The following is an 18,946-nucleotide window of genomic DNA, read 5'->3' as shown; positions in this document are numbered from 1 at the left end:
TAGAAAAAACATATATTCTTATTTTTTCTTCTTGTGTAAGTAAGAGTATACGTATTTTAGAGAAATTTAAAGTAAAAATACCATCGGTATGCTAATTATATACATTTATTAACCAACTTAGAATGAAAATATTAAATGTTTTTTTGATTTTAGGAATTGTATTGAGTTGCCAAAACCAACAAAGTCTTGAAGGAAATTATTTTGTTTGTGATAACGGAATATATTCAGAAATTTACTTCAAAAATGACTCAATGAGAGTAGCATCGGATAGTAAGTGGATATCACTTTCTGAATGGATAAAAATTGAAATTAAAAATGATACTCTCTATTTCGATTCGTTTGGAGAGTGGCGAGAACCTAGAAAAGTTGCAATAAAATATGTTGGACAAGAAAAAATAAAATTACGGAATTTAGAGAATAATAAAGAACTTCATTTACAACCGCTTCAGGAAGATCTAAATTTTGAAAAACCAAAAGAATTTTGGACCAGTTTTATAAATCGACAGAATTTAAATGATTGTGAACCTATATCTAATTAGTTACAATTTAAATTAGAATAATACCATTTTATAGGGTTATACTTTAAGTATTTCTTTCCTTTTACTGATTTACAAAATTTTTCTTTATCAACTGCAATCAATTGTTCTAAAGCTTCAGTGAAATTTTCTGCATATTCACCATCAGCAAAGCTAATAAGTTGTAAACATGGCAAATAAAATTTATCATCTTTTTCATCAATAGCTTTATTAAAAATCATCTCACAAGTATCATAAAAAAAAGCTGTTTCATATAATTCATGTTCTGGTCCTGTTGTTTCATAATAGGTTGAAAAATCAGAATTTGTATATGGAACTAAATCTAATAGAACATTATCTGGAATCTCTTTACCCAACAAATAAAAATCAGCAGCTTCACTTATAATCTTGTAATACTCTTTATTAACTTGTCCGAAGCTAACAAACGAGGTTAAAACAATAAAAAAGACGATTGAAAATTTGTTCATTTCCTTTTCTTTGTAAAGCTACTTTACAATTTCTACTCCAAAACGATAAACTCCACACTAGAATCTGTAAAAACAGTATGCGTTTGGGTTTTAAAGTCCTCTTCATTGGCTTTAAAGATATTATCTACATAGGTCTGCGGGTTTAAATCTATTAATGGGAACCAAGTACTTTGCACCTGTATTTGCAGTTTATGCCCTTTTTTAATGGTATGGAACACATCTTGTAATTTTATGTTTACGGCCGTCTTTTGGTTCGGCACAAAAGGCTCCGGGTTACTAAAACTATTTCTAAACCTGCCTCGCAATACTTCACTACGTACCATTAAATGGTAATTGCTCATTTCTAAATGGTCTTGCATTTCTTCATTGGTTTCTGATACTGCTGGGTGTACGTCTATCACTTTAACAATCCAATCGGCTGCGGTACCTGTAGTGGCTACTTGTAGCTTCGCCAAAATATCACCTGCAAGGGTAAAATCTTCTTCCATCACTTCTGTTTCAAAAACCAACACATCAGAACGTCGGGCAGCAAAACGCTGATCGTCCGTCATGTATTTACGTGGAGTAAAAACAGTTTTTACATCCTCAGAATAGGGTACTGGTTTTTTAACATCACTAATAAATTGTATTCCTGTGGTGCTTTTTGCTTCTTTGGTCAACTCTTGGTTTTCGGACAAAAATAATTCTTGCTTTGCTACGCCTTTTGGAGGCCAAGCATCATATTGTTTCCATTCTTTTCGTCCAGAATCGTAAACATAGGCTTCTGGCAATCCGCTATTCTGATCTCCTTTTCCTTTTAAAAAGTGTTGAAAGAATTTAGTTTCTATATTTTCCTGAAAAAATTCTGAAATATTATCTCCAAAATAATAATTCCCTACTAAATTTCGTCCATTGCGTCTTGCCCATCTGCCATGATCCCAAGGACCAAAAACCATGGTATTGTAATTTCCTTTGTTGTACTTCTCTATATTCTTATAGGTTTCTAAAGGGCCATATAAATCTTCTGCATCAAACCACCCACCAACTATCATAGTGGCCACATGAGATTTCACCTTTTTTAAATGCTGAATGAGTCCACGACTTTGCCATAGGGTATCATAATTAGGATGTTCTTTAAGTTCGTTCCAAAAATAATCGTCGGTAAGGCCGTCATCTAATTTTGTTCTGGGCATATCTTTGGTTTCAAACTCAAAAAAAGAATCTAAATTTTTTAAAGGGCCCTTATCTAAAAAGAATTGATACTGATCTTGGGTTTCTAAATCTGGAAAAGTATACCAGGCCTTATTAGTCGGTTTATCACCGTCAGGTCTTGGTGTTCCAAATAAAGAGGTTACTCTAAAATAACTTAATAAATACGCTCCGTTATGATGAAAATCATCAAAAAAGAAATCTCCAATACAAGCTTGTGGAGAAGCGGCTTTTAAAGCGGGATGCGCATCTACAGTTGCATAGGTAGAATAGTAGCCTGGGTATGAAATACCCCAGATCCCAACTTTTCCATTGTTATTGTCCACATTATTAACCAACCACTCGATGGTATCATAGGTATCAGAACTTTCATCAATATCATTATCTGTTTTTTTATTAGGAATATAAGCTCGCATATTTTCATAATGCCCCTCACTCATCCAACGCCCACGCACATCTTGGTATACTACTATATAACCATCTTGCATCATATGAATATTAGGCGCAATTGTTTTCTTATAATTATCCTCCCCATACGGTGCAGAACTATACGGAGTACGCTGCATAATAATAGGATATTCTTTAGACGTATCTTTAGGCGCATAAATAGTAGTGTGTAATGTTGCACCATCTCTCATTTTGATGTCTACCTCTTTTTTGGTGTAATGATCTTCCACATAGGTTTCTGATAGTTCTGACCCTGTATCTTGATCTGTTTTTGTTGTTTTATTGGTACAAGAAGTAATAGTAAATATTATGGCTATACAAAGCTTAAAAACGATTGTGGTATCTCTAAACATACGATGTGATTTTTTTGATGCCTAAAACTACGGATTTACGCATAAAAAAAGGAGCTAATTAGCTCCTTTTTTTATTTTGATTGATGTGATGATTGATGAAAGGTTTTCTTATAAAGCTTTTAATATAGCTAGCACCTCGTTTGCACTACTAGCTTTTGCATAATCTGCTGCGGTCCACCCTAATTTAGAAGTGCTTGTTGTATCGGCTCCATTCGCTATTAAAAACTGTACTAAAGCTACATTATTGTAACGTGCCGCATACATTAAAGGAGTCATTCCATTAACAACTGTTTTTTCTTCTACATCAGCACCAAATTCTATAAATTTCTGTACTATAGCGAAGTCATTTTTAGCGACTGCAATACTTAATGGTGCAACCCCAGTAATAACTGTTTTAGTTACTTTTTCTTTGCTAGGCTCTACAGGGTTATGTGCGTTTACTGTTGTGGTTAAAAATACACTTGTTAAAAGTCCGAAAGCGATGATTGATTTTTTCATGATTAAAATTTTAAAATTAACTGTTTGTTTTTTGATTACGGTGTAAAAGTATAGCCATGATACCGTTTTTGAAAAGAGAATAGTACCAACGGTTGTTTTTTAGTACTGAACGGTGAAATGTATACTCCAAATCGAAAAAAGCACTCTAACTTATTTATTTGATAGCATTAATTTATTAATATTTAAATATTAATAACCTAAAGTTATTAAATAGAAAGAGGAGCCTAGTGGCTCCTCCTTTTATCATTTTGTGTTGAATTAAACCGTTGTACGCTTAGAAAAAAATTCTGTCAATTCGAGTGATCTTTAGAAATGAAATGAAGAAAAATTGTATCAGGTCTTTCGACTACGCTCAAGATAACATAGAATTTTAGTTCCAAAACTGTTCTCGATACACTTTTTCGTGCCTTAAAAGTACTCGAACTGACATTTTAAGGCTACTACAACTCTAAAATACGATAAGTTGAAAAAATCTTATAACGAAAATACTTCCTTAACCGCTTCTACCATATCTAACTTCTCCCAAGTAAAAAGTTCTACATCTTTAGTTACTTTTCCATTATAAGGAGACTCATAGGTTTTGGTTACCGTTATTGGTGTTTTCCCCATATGCCCGTAAGCTGCAGTTTCTAAATAAATAGGATTTCTAAGTTTTAGACGTTCTTCTATGGCAAAAGGGCGCATATCAAAAAGTGCTGTTACTTTATTTGCTATTTCGCCATCATTTAAATTTACTTTAGCTGTACCATAGGTTTCTACAAAGATTGAAGTAGGTTCTACTACCCCAATAGCATAGCTCACTTGTACTAAAATTTCATCTGCCACACCCGCTGCAACCAAATTTTTAGCAACATGCCTTGCTGCATAGGCGGCACTTCTATCTACTTTACTAGGATCTTTACCACTAAAAGCACCACCACCATGAGCACCTTTACCACCATAAGTATCTACAATAATTTTACGCCCTGTTAAACCAGTATCTCCGTGTGGCCCACCAATTACAAACTTTCCAGTAGGGTTAATATGATAGGTAATTTTATCATCAAATAATTCTTGAATATGTATTGGTAATTGCTCTTTTACTAAAGGTATCAATATCGAAACAATATCCTCTTTAATTTTAGCTAGCATCTTAGCGTCGTCCGCATCAAAAGCATCGTGCTGTGTAGAAACTACAATAGTATCTATACGTTGTGGTACATTATCATCTGAATACTCAATAGTCACCTGTGCTTTAGCATCTGGTCTTAAGTAGGTAATGTCTTTGTCTGCTCTTCTTAAATCTGCTAGAACTTCTAATATTTTATGCGAAATATCTAATGCCAATGGCATATAATTTTCGGTTTCTTTAGTTGCATATCCAAACATCATTCCTTGGTCTCCAGCCCCTTGTTCTTCTTTAGAACCCCTATCTACACCCTGATTAATGTCTTGAGACTGTTCATGGATAAGAGAAATGACCCCACAAGAGTCTCCACTAAACTGATATTCTCCTTTTGTATACCCAATTTTATTAATAACGTCTCTAGCAATTTGTTGTACATCTAAATATGTACCACTCTTTACTTCTCCTGCTAAAACTACTTGCCCTGTTGTTACTAAGGTTTCGCATGCTACTTTACTTTCAGGGTCAAAAGCTAAAAAATTATCTAAAAGTGCATCGCTAATTTGATCTGCAACTTTATCTGGGTGTCCTTCACTAACCGATTCTGATGTGAATAAATATGCCATCTATTTCTTTTTTACTTTCAGAAAGATTTGACGAAATTTTTTAAAGAAGATAACAAACAATTAAAGCCTACTGTTTGAAACTGCTTTAGCATTTTTTAAGAGGTTGCAATCAGTCAAATCCTTCCTCTAATTATTTGGTGGACAAAAGTAGTAGAAATCATTTGATTTTCAAATGCTGTTTTGTTATAAATTATAAAAAAAATAAAATCTCCTAAAATACTATTAGGAGATTTTAAACATGATACTTTTTAAAATGTACTCGATAATCGAGATTTAAAATGCTCCAACGCTTGCTTCCAAATCAATGTGAATTATTCCTTTTAATACTTTTTGTGCTTTCCTGGAGGTTATTTACTTTTATTCTTTTCTATAGCCTTTTTTTAGTTTTTCTGAAATTTGTATTAATTGTTTCATTATCTCATCTTTTTCATTTGTTAATCCTGATAAATTAACTTTTAAATTAGGTCTTTTTTTATTCAACTTCCAGTCTTTGTTATTTAACTTTAATATTGCATATTCCAATTCAGAAATTCCTAATTGTTTTCTTAAGTTTCCTTTTTTTAATTTTCTGGAAATTCTCTTTAATTCCTTTAAAAATTGATTTGTATTATATGTATTTAAAGCTGCCTCTAAGTCATAAATTGTTGCTTTTTGTTTAGGCTTTTCATTAGAAATAAAATTTTCTAATTTAAATGATACTTCTATTGGAGTTTCTGGGGTATTATGATCAAAAACTGTAAAATTCTCTTCCCAATTTATAGCTCCCAATTCTTCTAAAGAATTAATGGTAATTTCCATTTTAGTAATATTAAAATTACTTATAGTTTCTTTTTTTATTTGAGAAAAAACTGATACGCTAATCAATAAAAATAATGTTGTCGATAAAATTGTAATTGTTTTCATAATGTAGTTGTTTATAGTTAAAATTTCTTTAAACAAATCTACTTACACTATACTGTTATCTTAGTTAAGAGAAGTTAACTAGTGTTAACATTTCATGTTTAATATTTTTTAAATCACAATTCGTATTTTACACCAAATAAAATATAACGTGGCTGTACAACATATTCTAAAGTGCTGATTAAATTATTAGAAAAAGCATCTCTACGGATTGAGGTGGTGTTTAAAAGATTGGTACCCGAAATACTAAACTCCCAAGCGCTATCTTCTTTTTTATAAAAAAGCGACGCATTTAAAAAATCGTATGTACTTTGCGTGTTTCCATTACGACTCTTATAATCATTAAATTCATAATCGGCAAGTAAGGAAAAGTTCTTTAAAAAATAGGCCTCAAAATTGGCAAAAGGTCTATTGGTTACAAAAGTGCTTTCTCCATTAAAACTTTGATAGATATTGATTGTCTTTTCAAAACCTACTTCAACATTAGGCCATTCTTTAAAGTTAGTAGCTAAAGTAGTTTTAAATTTTTGAAGAAAAGAAGTGTTTTCATTCACCACTCCATCAATAAAATTATTGTATTTAGAATAGCCTAAATTAACTTCTCCTTTCACTTTCATAAAAGAAAAACGTTTTTCATAGTTTCCCCTACCCGATAAATTTTCATTAACCGCATCAATATTAATGGGAGTATTAGTACGATCTAAATTTTGATAACTAACTATACCCTGAATGTCATCTTTTTTACGCTGATAACTAAAGTTTGCATAGATATTGGTAAAGTTAAACATGTTAAAATTAAAATAGTCTAAGGTATAAGTTTGATACCAAGCATTTTCTAAATTAGGATTTCCTTGAAACAAACTATTGTAACTTTGAATAATTGTACCTTGTGATAGGTTTGCGATATCTGTAAACTCTGCTTGTGTGGCATAAGCAAAGCTTAGCGATTCTGACTTTCTAATATTATATTTTGCATTAAGGCTAGGTAAGAATAATGTTTTATCTAATCTTGTTTCTGTACCCAATTGTATGTTTCCTGTTATATAGTTATGTACTGTAAAACCAGGATGTAACGTTAATTTACCTAGTTTGGTTTTATACCGCAATCCAGCATAAACATCTAAAAAATCGTAAGCTACATTATTCGTAAAATTAGGCGCTGTAAATGCTGTACTTGTTCCATTAGTAAAAAGCTCTTCTATAGAAGATTGTAACCTTTGAGAATTATTATTTGTGCCTACCAAAAAATTAATATGGTTGGTTTTATTTAATACGTGATAATAATTTACAACAGCATTAAAGCTGTTGGTAAAAATAAGTTGTTCTTGTGCTAAATTAAACGGACTTTCTCCATCAAGAGTAAAAGCAGCTAAAAAAGGTGCCTGAGAAGTGCTTAAATCATAGGTAGGATCTTGTTTTTTATAATTATAACTCGCTTCAAAAGACCATACATTTTTTTCGTTTTTAGCATAATACCCTTCTATTATTTGTTCTACAGAAAAAGGTTTTCGAGCAATATCAGAAGTGATATTATTGTTTATGATACCAAAATCAGAATTAGATACAGTATTCTGACGCAGTGAAGCTGTTTTTACAAAACCATCATAAGCAATATGTAAGCTGCTATTAGGAGTATAGGTAGAAGACCATTTTAATAATCCTGATGTATTATTTTGTTCGGTAGCAGAGATGAGTGTTTCTTCTGTATCACCAGAGTTTCTAATATACGTTCGGAAAGAATTAGAATTGAGTGCTGTTTTAGTATTTGCACCTATAGCAAACCCAGAAAAATTAATCTTCTTATTCGGTTTATAACTAAAGTTTAACGCTCCCAATTTAGACACAATATTTTGAGCTTGGTTATTTTGCAGAAAAGCAAGTCCAGTATTGTCCGAGTTTACTAGAAAAGAAGAACCGGAGCGGCGTCCTAAGTTTTTTAAGCCTCCACTAAATCTAAAATAATCTTGTATGGTAAATAATTGTTCTCCAATATTATTAGCGCCTCCAATAAAATTAACGCTAGTTTTTGGTGAATAATAAAAGAGATTAGCTTTTGTTTTATATCGTTTTTTAAGTCCTGAGCCTGCCGAAACATCTCCAAACCACAAATTCTTCTTTCCTTCTTTTAACCTAATATTCAATGCTATTTTATCGTCACTATTTAAACCTTTTAAAGGACTAATATCATTAAAATTTCGTAATAAATCTACTTTATCTACCGCATTAGCAGGAAGATTCTTTGTTGCCATTTTTGTGTCTCCATCAAAAAATTCTTTGCCATCTACCAATACTTTACTAACACTTTTGCCTTGTACTTTTACTTGCCCATCCTCATTTACTTCAAAACCTGGAAGTTTCTCTAAAACATCTTTTAATTTTTTCTCCTTTCCGTCTGTAAATGCATCTGTTGTATACGTAATAGTATCACCAGAAACACGTATAGGAAGTTCTTGTACTACTTCTACACCCTCTAATTGATTGGCAGCTGATTTAAGTATAATATCTTGATTTAGTGTTTCTTTTGTTTTTATTTGTACTTCTTTTTCCCAAGTCTCAAAACCTAAATAACTAACTCGTATAAGGTAAAGACTATCTACTTTTAATGCCAGTCTGTAACGACCATCACTATCCGTAATACCATAAGAGGCAATGCCTTTACTATTTTTATTGATGGCTATAACATTTGCTAGTTCTAATGGTTGACTTAAAGAATCTTTTACTACTCCTTCTAATGAGGCATTCTGGGCCACAATATTTGGACAAAAAAATCCTAGTCCTATAAATAGGAAGATGTATATATTTTTCATGTTTTAAGTTGATTTTTCTAAAACTACTCTAAGTCAAGTACTTGAATTGAATATTGTTTTTTATTAGTAATGCTTGCAATGAGACTTACTGTATATTTTTGTATTCTTATGAAAAGGAAAGTTTTTAAAAGATTGACATTCCGTTTTTTGATTGATGATTTTAAAAAGAATTATAAAATACTGCTATATACAGTAAGTCTAACTATTGACTAATTGCTTATTTTTATAGAAAAACTAGTATTTCCATTTTTTTTACGGCCTTCAGCATTATACATTTTTTGCATTTCCATAGTTTTTGCTCGTGCAATATCTTCTAATTCTTTGCTACTAATTTCTTTTCCTTTAGTAGGTGGAATAATTGTAATTTCTTGTTTTGGATTTAATACAATTTTACTACAAATCAAAATTCTTTTTCCATCTTTCACTTCTAAAATCAAGCCAGGAAGTCCCCAATAATTTTCAGGACCATGATTTACTGGTATTTCAGGAGTATACCAAGCTGTAATAGTTTGTGTTTTTACTTCCTTTTTTTCTTCATAAGCGCCGTTTTTAGCTATCATTTGGGTAGAGTTTATCTCCTTAGTTAATATAGCTTTATAACAAGTATACTGTCCAATTTGTTTGGTCTCACTTCCCAGTTTCCATTCATAATCCTTTAAACCATCCTTAATAAGGAATTGTTTTCCAAAAAGATCTGTAGATTCCACCTTTGTTTTATTTTTTGTATTCTTATATAATGCACCATTACCGCCACCAAAACCGGACACTACTAATTTTATACTAGAATTTGTAGGTGCCGCATCTCCAAGACTTTCAGCTTCTTTCCAAGTAGATTCAGAAGCATTAAATTGTAATTCAAACTCTTTTTGCATGGCTTTTTTAAGCATGGCTTGTATTTCACTAATCTGATCATTAGGCATTTGCGTACTATCCATTTTTACATCGATACTGGATGTTGTTTTATACGTAGCTATTCCCTTAAAATTCTGTGCACTAAGTTGAACTGATAAAATAAATAAGAGGCAGATAAATAATTTTGTTATTGTTTTCATAATTGTTGATTTTAGTATTGATTACTGTTGCAAATTTGATTGACTTTCTCAAAAAACAAGGTTAACCAGTGTTAACGAGTGTTAACCGTTAGATATGCAACCATAAATTGTAGTTACTTTTGATATATCAAACGCTTAGCTTGTTTAAAAATCAGCAGAAAAATGAAGCAGAAAAATTATCCTTTACTTATTTACTTTATAGCTATTACAATTATAGCTACAATAGCACTGCAAGTATATTGGAATATTCAGAGCTATAAAAGCAATAAACAACGTCTCATCAATGAAGTTCAAATTAGTTTAGATAATGGTGTGGAAGTTTATTACTCTAATCTAGTAAAAGCTGATTTTCTTTCTTTTGTAGATACCAAAGAAGATACAACCTATACTCTAGATAGAGCAAAAAAGTTTTTACAAAAACTAACTTTATCTAATCTTAATAAAGAAATTGACAGTTCATTATTAGCAAACAAAAACAACAATCCGTCTTTTAATTTTTCTACGTTTGCTGATAGTATTACTACAATTAATGGAAATAGGTCTTCTAAAAATTTTGAGTCGATTTCTATTTTTACAGAAAAAAAAGCTGTGGATAGCATCCAGAATATATCTTCAGCTATTAATAAGCTTACTGTTTCTTTTATTCAGGACAGTATAAATTTTAAAAAATTAGATTCTGTTTTTAATAAAGAGTTAAACCGAAAAAAAATTGCTATCCGTTACCAAATTAATCATTTTAAGCAGGATACTATTTTTGATCAATTTAATCCTAACAAACTAACTAATTTAGAATTAGCAACATTTTCAAAATCTACTTACTTGCCAAACGGGCAACAGTTAGAACTAAAGTATAACAACCCCACTATTACGGTACTAAAAAGAAGTATTACTGGTATTTTATTATCTTTTTTATTATCCACCTGTATTATTATCTGCCTATTTTATTTGCTACACATTATTAATAAACAAAAAGAGTTGGCAGAAATAAAAAACGATTTAATCAGTAATATTACACACGAGTTTAAAACACCTATTGCAACAGTTTCAACCGCTATAGAAGGCATTAAACATTTTAATGAGGCTAATGATCCTAAGAAAACAAATGCTTATTTAAATATTTCTGATCAGCAGTTGAAAAAACTACATCAAATGGTAGAAAAATTATTGGAGACTGCAACTTTGGACAGTGATAAACTAATCATCAACAAAGAGAAAACAGACTTAGTAGCTATGCTTCAAAAAATTACAGAAAAGCATCAAATGCTCTCACCTACAAAATCAATTTCATTTAAAACAAGCATAGCTTCTTTAGTATGCTCTGTGGATTCTTTCCATTTTGAAAACGTAGTCACAAACCTTATTGATAACGCCGTAAAATATGGTGGAGATATCATTGAAGTGAATCTGAATTCGTTATTAGATACAACCGAAATTACTGTAGCAGATAATGGCGGAAAAATTGATAAAAACCAACGAGACAAGATCTTTGATAAATTCTACAGAATCCCTACAGGAAATAGGCATGATGTAAAAGGTTTTGGAATTGGCCTATTTTACGTTAAAAAAATTATAGAAAAGCATGGAGGTACCATTCAACTGCTTCCAAATGTTAAGAACACTATTTTTAAAATAAGTATATGAGTAAGCAACCTATAAAAATATTATTAGCCGAAGATGAATTGGCTTTAGGGCAAATTGTAAAAGAAAGTTTAGAAACCCGGAATTTTGAAGTTCTTTTTTGCGAAAATGGAGAAAAAGCGTACAAAGTATACCTTTCTGAACAGCCAGAGTTATTAGTCTTAGATGTTATGATGCCTAAAAAAGATGGCTTTACCTTAGCCAAAGAAATTAGAGCACAAGATCCTAAAATTCCAATTATATTTCTTACAGCTAAATCTCAAGCAAAAGATGTTGTGGAAGGCTTTCAGCATGGTGGAAACGATTATTTAAAAAAACCTTTTAGTATGGAAGAGTTAATCGTTAGAATCCATGCACTTCTAGAACGCAAAAGTTTAAAACAACAGCCCGAAAACATCACTATAGGTAACTATACGTTTAATTATACACGCCAACATTTGCAAATTAATGATGATAAAATTTTACTGACGCATAGGGAAGCAGAATTATTATTTCACCTTTCAGAAAAAAGGAATGAAATTTTAGACCGTTCCCTTATTTTAAAGAAAATATGGGGTGATGATGATTTTTTTAATGCGAGAAGTATGGATGTTTTTATTACAAAGCTTCGTAAAAAATTACACAAAGATGCCGATATCCAAATTATAAATGTAAGAGGTTATGGCTATAAACTCCTTTGCCCATAAATCAAAAATTTATTTCAGTAACTATTTTTTTATCAACCCAAGAATCGTTGTATATTGTATCCCCGATTAATACGAACTCATAATTAGAAAAATAGGATGCATATTGCCGTAGCTGGAAATATTGGTGCAGGAAAAACAACTTTAACGAGATTACTTTCTAAACATTATAAATGGGAAGCACACTTTGAGGATGTAGTTGATAATCCATACCTAGACGATTTTTACAATCAAATGGAACGTTGGAGTTTTAACCTTCAAATTTATTTTTTAAATAGCCGGTATCGTCAAATTTTAGAAATTAGAGAAAGTGGTAAAAGCATTATTCAAGATAGAACCATCTATGAAGATGCTTATATTTTTGCTCCTAATTTACATGCAATGGGTTTGATGACCAACCGCGATTTTAGCAATTACTCTAGTCTCTTTGAACTTATGGAACGTTTGGTACAACCGCCAGATTTGCTTATTTATCTCAGAAGTTCTATTCCTAATCTTGTAAATCAAATTCATAAACGTGGTAGAGAGTATGAAAATACAATTTCTATAGATTATTTAAGTCGACTTAATGAGCGTTATGAAGCATGGAGCCAAAGCTATGAAAAAGGCAAACTATTAATTATCGATGTAGACGATTTAGATTTTGTTGATAATCCTGAAGATTTAGGAACAGTTATTAATAAAATTGATGCAGAAATAAATGGATTATTCTAGTAAAACATAGAGTAACTTCTATTTAAAAATTTGCATTTAACTCGTAATAATTTATTAGTATTTAGTGGCAAACATTTTAACTTCTATTATACCAATCAAAAATATTTAGTTTAGGTAAGTCTATTTTTTTCGACCAATCTCTTTTTACGGCATGAAAATCACTAAAAAATCATTAAAAAGAGGAGCAACATTTTTTACTTTAATAATTGTAGGCTTATATGTATTAGCCTGTTGTACCTTTTTACAATGGAGGGCATCAGATGAGGATATAAAAACTAATTTTTCAGAAATTCAGATCCCAACACGTATTTCCTATTATGAGGTAGATAGCCTTGATTTAAAAATTAGAATACAACATATAGAACAATCTAAAGATTCCGTTCATCTTGTTTTTTTTCACGGTTCTCCTAGTTCTTTATCAGCTTGGAATGGTTATTTAAAAGATTCTGCATTAATTAAAAAAGCAAATTTACATGCTATTGACAGACCTGGTTATGGCTATTCTAATTTTGGAAAAGAAATGACTTCTATAGCGCTGCAAGCCTCACTAATGAGTAATTTAATAGATCAATACCATTTAAAAAATGTAATTGCAATAGGTTCTTCCTATGGTGGGCCTTTAGCCGCAAGGCTTGCTTATTTAAATAAAAATGTAAAAGGAGTTATTATGATCTCTCCAGCGATAGATCCTAAGCAAGAGAAAAAAATATGGGCTTCACGTTTCACACAATGGTGGCTTACCCGTTGGCTATGCCCAACTACTTATAGAGTAGCCGGTGATGAAAAAACAACGCATCCTGAAGAACTTCGTTTAATAGAAAAAGATTGGAATGCTATCGAAATTCCTATTTTACATATTCATGGAAATAAAGATGATCTTGTACCCTATACAAATGTTGACTATACTCGTGAACAATTTAAAAATATTAAAATTATTACCACTCCTAATACAGGTCATGAAATTGCTTGGGCCAAGCCAGAATTAATTCTTCCTCATATTTATAATATGATCGATGAGATTAGTAAAGAATTAAAATAAACCTTAAAATACTTTTCTTGCTTATACTTTCTTAAGTATTCAAAGAATTTGAGTATGTATTTTAATAAGATCGTTATGTTCGTTGATTATTTTAATTGGATGTGAATATGGTTATCATGCCGTACTGCTCTACAGCCGTGATATCGTATTCTATTATCCTTTAAATTCATTCTATTTTTTAAATGAGGCTCAATGAATAGCTTTCCTAAATTTTGATTTTTTAAAATAGTAGATATCAATTTTCTTGTCCCTTTTTCAGAGAATACATAATCTTTATTTATTTTCCCAAAACTCACATACTTTGTAAAGTCATATTGAAAATAACCATTTTGTAAGCACTTTTTAATTTGGTTAAATTCATTTGGTTTTGGGTTCTCAAAAACTCCATATCCACTAACAGATTTCTGTCCTTTTTCTATGATCCCGTTTTTTGTTTCGTAAATCAGACTAATATCAATTTTCTTTCCGTCATTATGACTTAAATGAGGAAGCAACGGAAACTTATTAATAAAGGGAAAGTTTGCATCTAAATAATGAATTTCAATAGCTGTTTCATTTAAGCCTTTTGCTGTTCTGCTTAATAGCTCATTTAGTTGAGGATTTACATAATTTCTGTTCAATAAGACAGTCATATAATTCGTTGGGCTAATTTTTTCTGAATGTATTACTTTTTCACGACCAAAAATTGGCGCGATTAAAGGAACGATTAAAAGTGTAGTGCATAAATACAAGCATGTAAAAATCATAAGCGTTTTAAACTTTAGCTTTTTATTCCATTTTTTTGAAATTAGTAGACTTACTAAATAAACAATTCCACCTATTTGAGTTATTACTGTAAGTATTCCAAAAAGAATTAATTTTAATATAGCTTTAAATAAGATTTTCAATTTTAAGTTTTGATTTTTAATAACATAAAACTATGACTATCAACTAAGATAGAAAACTTAAGAGTTATATCGTGAAGTAGATTAGAATTTAATAAATACAGAAAGATAGATATAAACAAAAAAGTCCTTCATCGTTATGATGAAGGACTTTTATAAAAAAGGCAACGACCTACTCTCCCACTTGGTATAGCAGTACCATCGGCGCTGATGGGCTTAACTTCCCTGTTCGGAATGGTAAGGGGTGAACCCCATCGCCATGGTCACCTTAAATCTTTAGTTGCTGAGCAACTATATTTTAATAACTTCTAACTAGCATCACTTTTTTTTAGTGAGTGTAACTGATATGGTTACTGAGCGTAGCCGAAGTGAACATATTAAAGGGATAAAGATGGTCTAAGACCACTATTTAGAATTTAAACTCGGTTAACTTAAAAAGTAGCCAAAGTAATGAATGTAGATTAAAGAAAAGTAAGTTTAACTTATTAGATACTGAAAATTAATTCAGCATAAAAAAAAAGGTGTCCACTGCTACCTCTTTTCGAAGTAGCAGCGAGTGCAAGCCTATGAGCTATTAGTACCACTCGGCTACATGTATTACTACACTTCTACCTATGGCCTATCAACGTGGTCATCTCCCACGGCTCTTTAAAGAAATCTCATCTTGTGGCTGGTTTCGCGCTTATATGCTTTCAGCGCTTATCCAATCCCGACATAGCTACCCAGCAATGCTCCTGGCGGAACAACTGGTGCACCAGCGGTCAGTCCAACTCGGTCCTCTCGTACTAGAGTCAGATCCACGCAAATTTCTAACGCCCGCAGTAGATAGAGACCGAACTGTCTCACGACGTTCTGAACCCAGCTCGCGTGCCACTTTAATGGGCGAACAGCCCAACCCTTGGGACCTTCTCCAGCCCCAGGATGTGACGAGCCGACATCGAGGTGCCAAACCCCCCCGTCGATATGAGCTCTTGGGGGAGATCAGCCTGTTATCCCCGGCGTACCTTTTATCCTTTGAGCGATGGCCCTTCCATACGGAACCACCGGATCACTATGCTCTTGTTTCCAACCTGTTCGGCCTGTATGCCTCTCAGTCAAGCACCCTTGTGCCATTGCACTCTACGCACGGTTACCAAGCGTGCTGAGGGTACCTTTAGAAGCCTCCGTTACTCTTTTGGAGGCGACCACCCCAGTCAAACTACCCACCACGCACTGTTCTCTCACAAGAGAGTTAGGCCTCAGACAAGTAAAGGCTGGTATTTCAACAATGACTCCACAACACCTAGCGATGCCACTTCATAGTCTCCCAGCTATCCTACACATTACTTGACCAAGGTCAATACGAAGCTATAGTAAAGGTGCACGGGGTCTTTTCGTCCCACTGCGGGTAACCGGCATCTTCACCGATACTACAATTTCACCGAGCTCATGGCCGAGACAGTGTCCAGATCGTTGCACCATTCGTGCAGGTCGGAACTTACCCGACAAGGAATTTCGCTACCTTAGGACCGTTATAGTTACGGCCGCCGTTTACTGGGGCTTCAATTCAATGCCTCGCCGAAGCTAACATCTCCTCTTAACCTTCCAGCACCGGGCAGGTGTCAGGCCCTATACGTCATCTCTCGATTTTGCAGAGCCCTGTGTTTTTGATAAACAGTCGCCTGGACCTCTTCACTGCGGCCCACCTAAAAGGTGGGCGACCCTTCTCCCGAAGTTACGGGTCTATTTTGCCTAGTTCCTTAGCCATGAATCTCTCGAGCGCCTTAGAATACTCATCCCAACCACCTGTGTCGGTTTACGGTACGGGCTGCTTCACTTGTTTTTCTCGGTAGATCTTACGCTAGATTATCACCTTGACCGAAGTCGCAGTGTACTATCGGGGTGTCACCACTCCCTTCAACGTACTATTCCGTCTGTACGCACTAACTCCAGATCCACGTCACTTTTAATGTGAGCAGGTAGCAGAATATTAACTGCTTGTCCATCCACTACCCCTTTCGGGTTCGCGTTAGGTCCCGACTGACCCCCAGCTGATTAGCATAGCTGGGGAAACCTTGGTCTTTCGGCGTGCGGGTTTCTCGCCCGCATTATCGTTACTTATGCCTACATTTTCGTTTCTATACGTTCCAGCATGTCTTACAACACACCTTCAACACCTATAGAATGCTCCCCTACCCCTCTGTACCGTGTACAGAAGCCATAGCTTCGGTGGTATACTTATGCCCGATTATTATCCATGCGGAATCGCTCGACCAGTGAGCTGTTACGCACTCTTTAAATGAATGGCTGCTTCCAAGCCAACATCCTGGCTGTCTATGCAATTCCACCGCGTTATATCAACTTAGCATACACTTGGGGACCTTAGCTGATGGTCCGGGTTCTTTCCCTCTCGGACATGGACCTTAGCACCCATGCCCTCACTGCATACAATCATTTTATAGCATTCGGAGTTTGTCAGGAATTGGTAGGCGGTGAAGCCCCCGCATCCAATCAGTAGCTCTACCTCTATAAAACTATGTATACGCTGCACCTAAATGCATTTCGGGGAGTACGAGCTATTTCCGAGTTTGATTGGCCTTTCACCCCTACCCACAGGTCATCCCAAGACTTTTCAACGTCAACGGGTTCGGTCCTCCACTTTGGGTTAACAAAGCTTCAACCTGCCCATGGGTAGATCACACGGTTTCGCGTCTACTACTACTAACTAAAACGCCCTATTCAGACTCGCTTTCGCTACGGCTCCAATTCTTAAAATCTTAACCTTGCTAGTAAAAGTAACTCGTAGGCTCATTATGCAAAAGGCACGCCGTCACACATAAATGCGCTCCGACCGCTTGTAAGCGTATGGTTTCAGGATCTTTTTCACTCCCTTATTCAGGGTTCTTTTCACCTTTCCCTCACGGTACTGGTTCACTATCGGTCTCTCAGGAGTATTTAGCCTTACCGGATGGTCCCGGCAAATTCATACAAGGTTTCACGTGCCCCGCACTACTCAGGATACCACTATCAATAACGCTCTTTACTTATACGGGACTATCACCCTCTGTGGTCACTCTTTCCAAAGTGTTCTAATTCATTGCGCATTAAATAGCGTGGTCCTACAACCCCAATTATGCCGAAACATAATTGGTTTGGGCTAATCCGCGTTCGCTCGCCACTACTAACGGAATCACTATTGTTTTCTCCTCCTCCGGCTACTTAGATGTTTCAGTTCACCGGGTTTGCTTGCCTTGCGGCATAACTGGCCTTCAACCAGCTGGGTTGCCCCATTCGGATATCTACGGATCATAAGTTGTGTGCACCTCACCGTAGCTTTTCGCAGCTTATCACGTCCTTCTTCGCCTCTGAGAGCCTAGGCATTCCCCATACGCCCTTTCCTAGCTTGTCACTAGTCCTTTTTAATTCTAATCTTTGTACTTATCGTACTTCTCTTTACTCTAATTCGTTTCTCTTTAATTCTGTTATACATAAATATCCTGTAGATTCTATGTATAACCTTTATCCCAATATGTCAATGAACTTTTATCAATTTGAAAATTTGAAAATTAAATAATGTAATAATTAAATTGTTACATTATCAAATTAGTTAATTATCTAATTGTTCTGTGGAGAATATCGGAGTCGAACCGATGACCTCCTGCGTGCAAGGCAGGCGCTCTAGCCAGCTGAGCTAATCCCCCATGTTTTAGTTATGAGCTATTAGTTATGAGTGATGAGTAATTCTCTACTCAAAACAAACTCAACTTCTAAAATTTCCTTTCAATTTATACTAATGAACGTATTTCTAAAACTTAATTATTATTAAATATATCTAATAATAAATCAGCCTTAGGCTGTAGTCTCAGGCAGACTCGAACTGCCGACCTCTACATTATCAGTGTAGCGCTCTAACCAGCTGAGCTATGAGACTCTCACTTTTTTGTTACTATTGCTTCACTTTTAAAAAACTAACAATACTAACTTCCAATATTTATAATGAACATATCAAAAAAGACAACTAGACATTTAA

13 protein-coding genes, 2 tRNA genes and 2 rRNA genes are annotated in these 18,946 nt (G+C 33.8%); 5 read left to right on the top strand and 12 right to left on the bottom strand.

Going from position 1 to position 18,946, the window contains the following annotated elements; genetic code table 11:
- Positions 1-122 precede the first annotated feature (122 nt).
- Positions 123-539 (top strand): hypothetical protein, encoded by a 417-nt coding sequence (locus ACZ451_RS08835; RefSeq protein WP_464216749.1) that lies wholly within the window; start codon positions 123-125, stop codon positions 537-539.
- Here the strand turns inward: ACZ451_RS08835 and ACZ451_RS08830 are convergent.
- The 7 genes from ACZ451_RS08830 to ACZ451_RS08800 all read right to left on the bottom strand — a co-directional run bounded on the left by ACZ451_RS08830 (position 536) and on the right by ACZ451_RS08800 (position 9,979).
- Positions 536-1,003 (bottom strand): hypothetical protein, encoded by a 468-nt coding sequence (locus tag ACZ451_RS08830; RefSeq protein WP_464216748.1) that lies wholly within the window; start codon positions 1,001-1,003, stop codon positions 536-538. The genes ACZ451_RS08835 and ACZ451_RS08830 overlap by 4 nt on opposite strands.
- Before the next feature lie 32 nt (positions 1,004-1,035).
- The gene (locus ACZ451_RS08825) at positions 1,036-2,991 is read right to left on the bottom strand and encodes a CocE/NonD family hydrolase (protein WP_464216747.1); all 1,956 of its coding nucleotides are present in this window, start codon (positions 2,989-2,991) and stop codon (positions 1,036-1,038) included.
- A gap of 108 nt (positions 2,992-3,099) precedes the next feature.
- On the bottom strand, positions 3,100-3,489 hold the full coding sequence (locus tag ACZ451_RS08820) for an ankyrin repeat domain-containing protein (protein ID WP_464216746.1): 390 nt from the start codon (positions 3,487-3,489) through the stop codon (positions 3,100-3,102).
- A 474-nt stretch (positions 3,490-3,963) separates the two neighbouring features.
- Positions 3,964-5,220 carry a methionine adenosyltransferase gene (metK, locus tag ACZ451_RS08815; RefSeq protein WP_464216745.1) on the bottom strand — a complete coding sequence of 419 codons (1,257 nt, stop codon included), beginning with the start codon at positions 5,218-5,220 and terminating at the stop codon, positions 3,964-3,966.
- A gap of 357 nt (positions 5,221-5,577) precedes the next feature.
- Positions 5,578-6,123: a hypothetical protein gene (locus tag ACZ451_RS08810; RefSeq protein WP_464216744.1), complete on the bottom strand. Its 546-nt coding sequence runs from the start codon at positions 6,121-6,123 to the stop codon at positions 5,578-5,580.
- A 113-nt stretch (positions 6,124-6,236) separates the two neighbouring features.
- Positions 6,237-8,927 carry a carboxypeptidase-like regulatory domain-containing protein gene (locus ACZ451_RS08805; RefSeq protein WP_464216743.1) on the bottom strand — a complete coding sequence of 897 codons (2,691 nt, stop codon included), beginning with the start codon at positions 8,925-8,927 and terminating at the stop codon, positions 6,237-6,239.
- A 209-nt stretch (positions 8,928-9,136) separates the two neighbouring features.
- The gene (locus ACZ451_RS08800) at positions 9,137-9,979 is read right to left on the bottom strand and encodes a GLPGLI family protein (protein ID WP_464216742.1); all 843 of its coding nucleotides are present in this window, start codon (positions 9,977-9,979) and stop codon (positions 9,137-9,139) included.
- A 162-nt stretch (positions 9,980-10,141) separates the two neighbouring features.
- Here ACZ451_RS08800 and ACZ451_RS08795 point away from each other — a divergent pair, with 162 nt between their 5' ends.
- The 4 genes from ACZ451_RS08795 to ACZ451_RS08780 all read left to right on the top strand — a co-directional run bounded on the left by ACZ451_RS08795 (position 10,142) and on the right by ACZ451_RS08780 (position 14,053).
- Positions 10,142-11,620 carry a sensor histidine kinase gene (locus tag ACZ451_RS08795; RefSeq protein WP_464216741.1) on the top strand — a complete coding sequence of 493 codons (1,479 nt, stop codon included), beginning with the start codon at positions 10,142-10,144 and terminating at the stop codon, positions 11,618-11,620.
- Positions 11,617-12,303, top strand: a complete 687-nt coding sequence (locus tag ACZ451_RS08790; protein ID WP_464216740.1) for a response regulator transcription factor — start codon at positions 11,617-11,619, stop codon at positions 12,301-12,303. Before ACZ451_RS08795 ends, ACZ451_RS08790 begins: the two co-directional genes overlap by 4 nt.
- Positions 12,304-12,399: 96 nt before the next feature.
- Positions 12,400-13,014 (top strand): deoxynucleoside kinase, encoded by a 615-nt coding sequence (locus ACZ451_RS08785; RefSeq protein ID WP_464216739.1) that lies wholly within the window; start codon positions 12,400-12,402, stop codon positions 13,012-13,014.
- A 151-nt stretch (positions 13,015-13,165) separates the two neighbouring features.
- Positions 13,166-14,053: an alpha/beta fold hydrolase gene (locus ACZ451_RS08780; protein WP_464216738.1), complete on the top strand. Its 888-nt coding sequence runs from the start codon at positions 13,166-13,168 to the stop codon at positions 14,051-14,053.
- Positions 14,054-14,139: 86 nt separating this feature from the next.
- Here the strand turns inward: ACZ451_RS08780 and ACZ451_RS08775 are convergent, their stop codons facing one another.
- From ACZ451_RS08775 to ACZ451_RS08755, 5 genes are all read right to left on the bottom strand, one after another.
- Positions 14,140-14,940: a hypothetical protein gene (locus ACZ451_RS08775; RefSeq protein ID WP_464216737.1), complete on the bottom strand. Its 801-nt coding sequence runs from the start codon at positions 14,938-14,940 to the stop codon at positions 14,140-14,142.
- Between the two features lie 156 nt (positions 14,941-15,096).
- A 5S ribosomal RNA gene (rrf, locus tag ACZ451_RS08770) occupies positions 15,097-15,208 on the bottom strand.
- 283 nt (positions 15,209-15,491) lie between these two features.
- A 23S ribosomal RNA gene (locus tag ACZ451_RS08765) occupies positions 15,492-18,326 on the bottom strand.
- A 217-nt stretch (positions 18,327-18,543) separates the two neighbouring features.
- A tRNA-Ala gene (locus ACZ451_RS08760) sits at positions 18,544-18,617 on the bottom strand.
- A 156-nt stretch (positions 18,618-18,773) separates the two neighbouring features.
- Positions 18,774-18,847, bottom strand: a tRNA-Ile gene (locus ACZ451_RS08755).
- Between the last annotated feature and the right edge of the window lie 99 nt (positions 18,848-18,946).

It is taken from the genome of Allocellulophaga tsushimaensis (genome assembly GCF_055383085.1).
The sequence above is the reverse complement of the archived record's forward strand: the minus strand, read 5'-3'. Positions and strand labels throughout refer to the sequence as shown.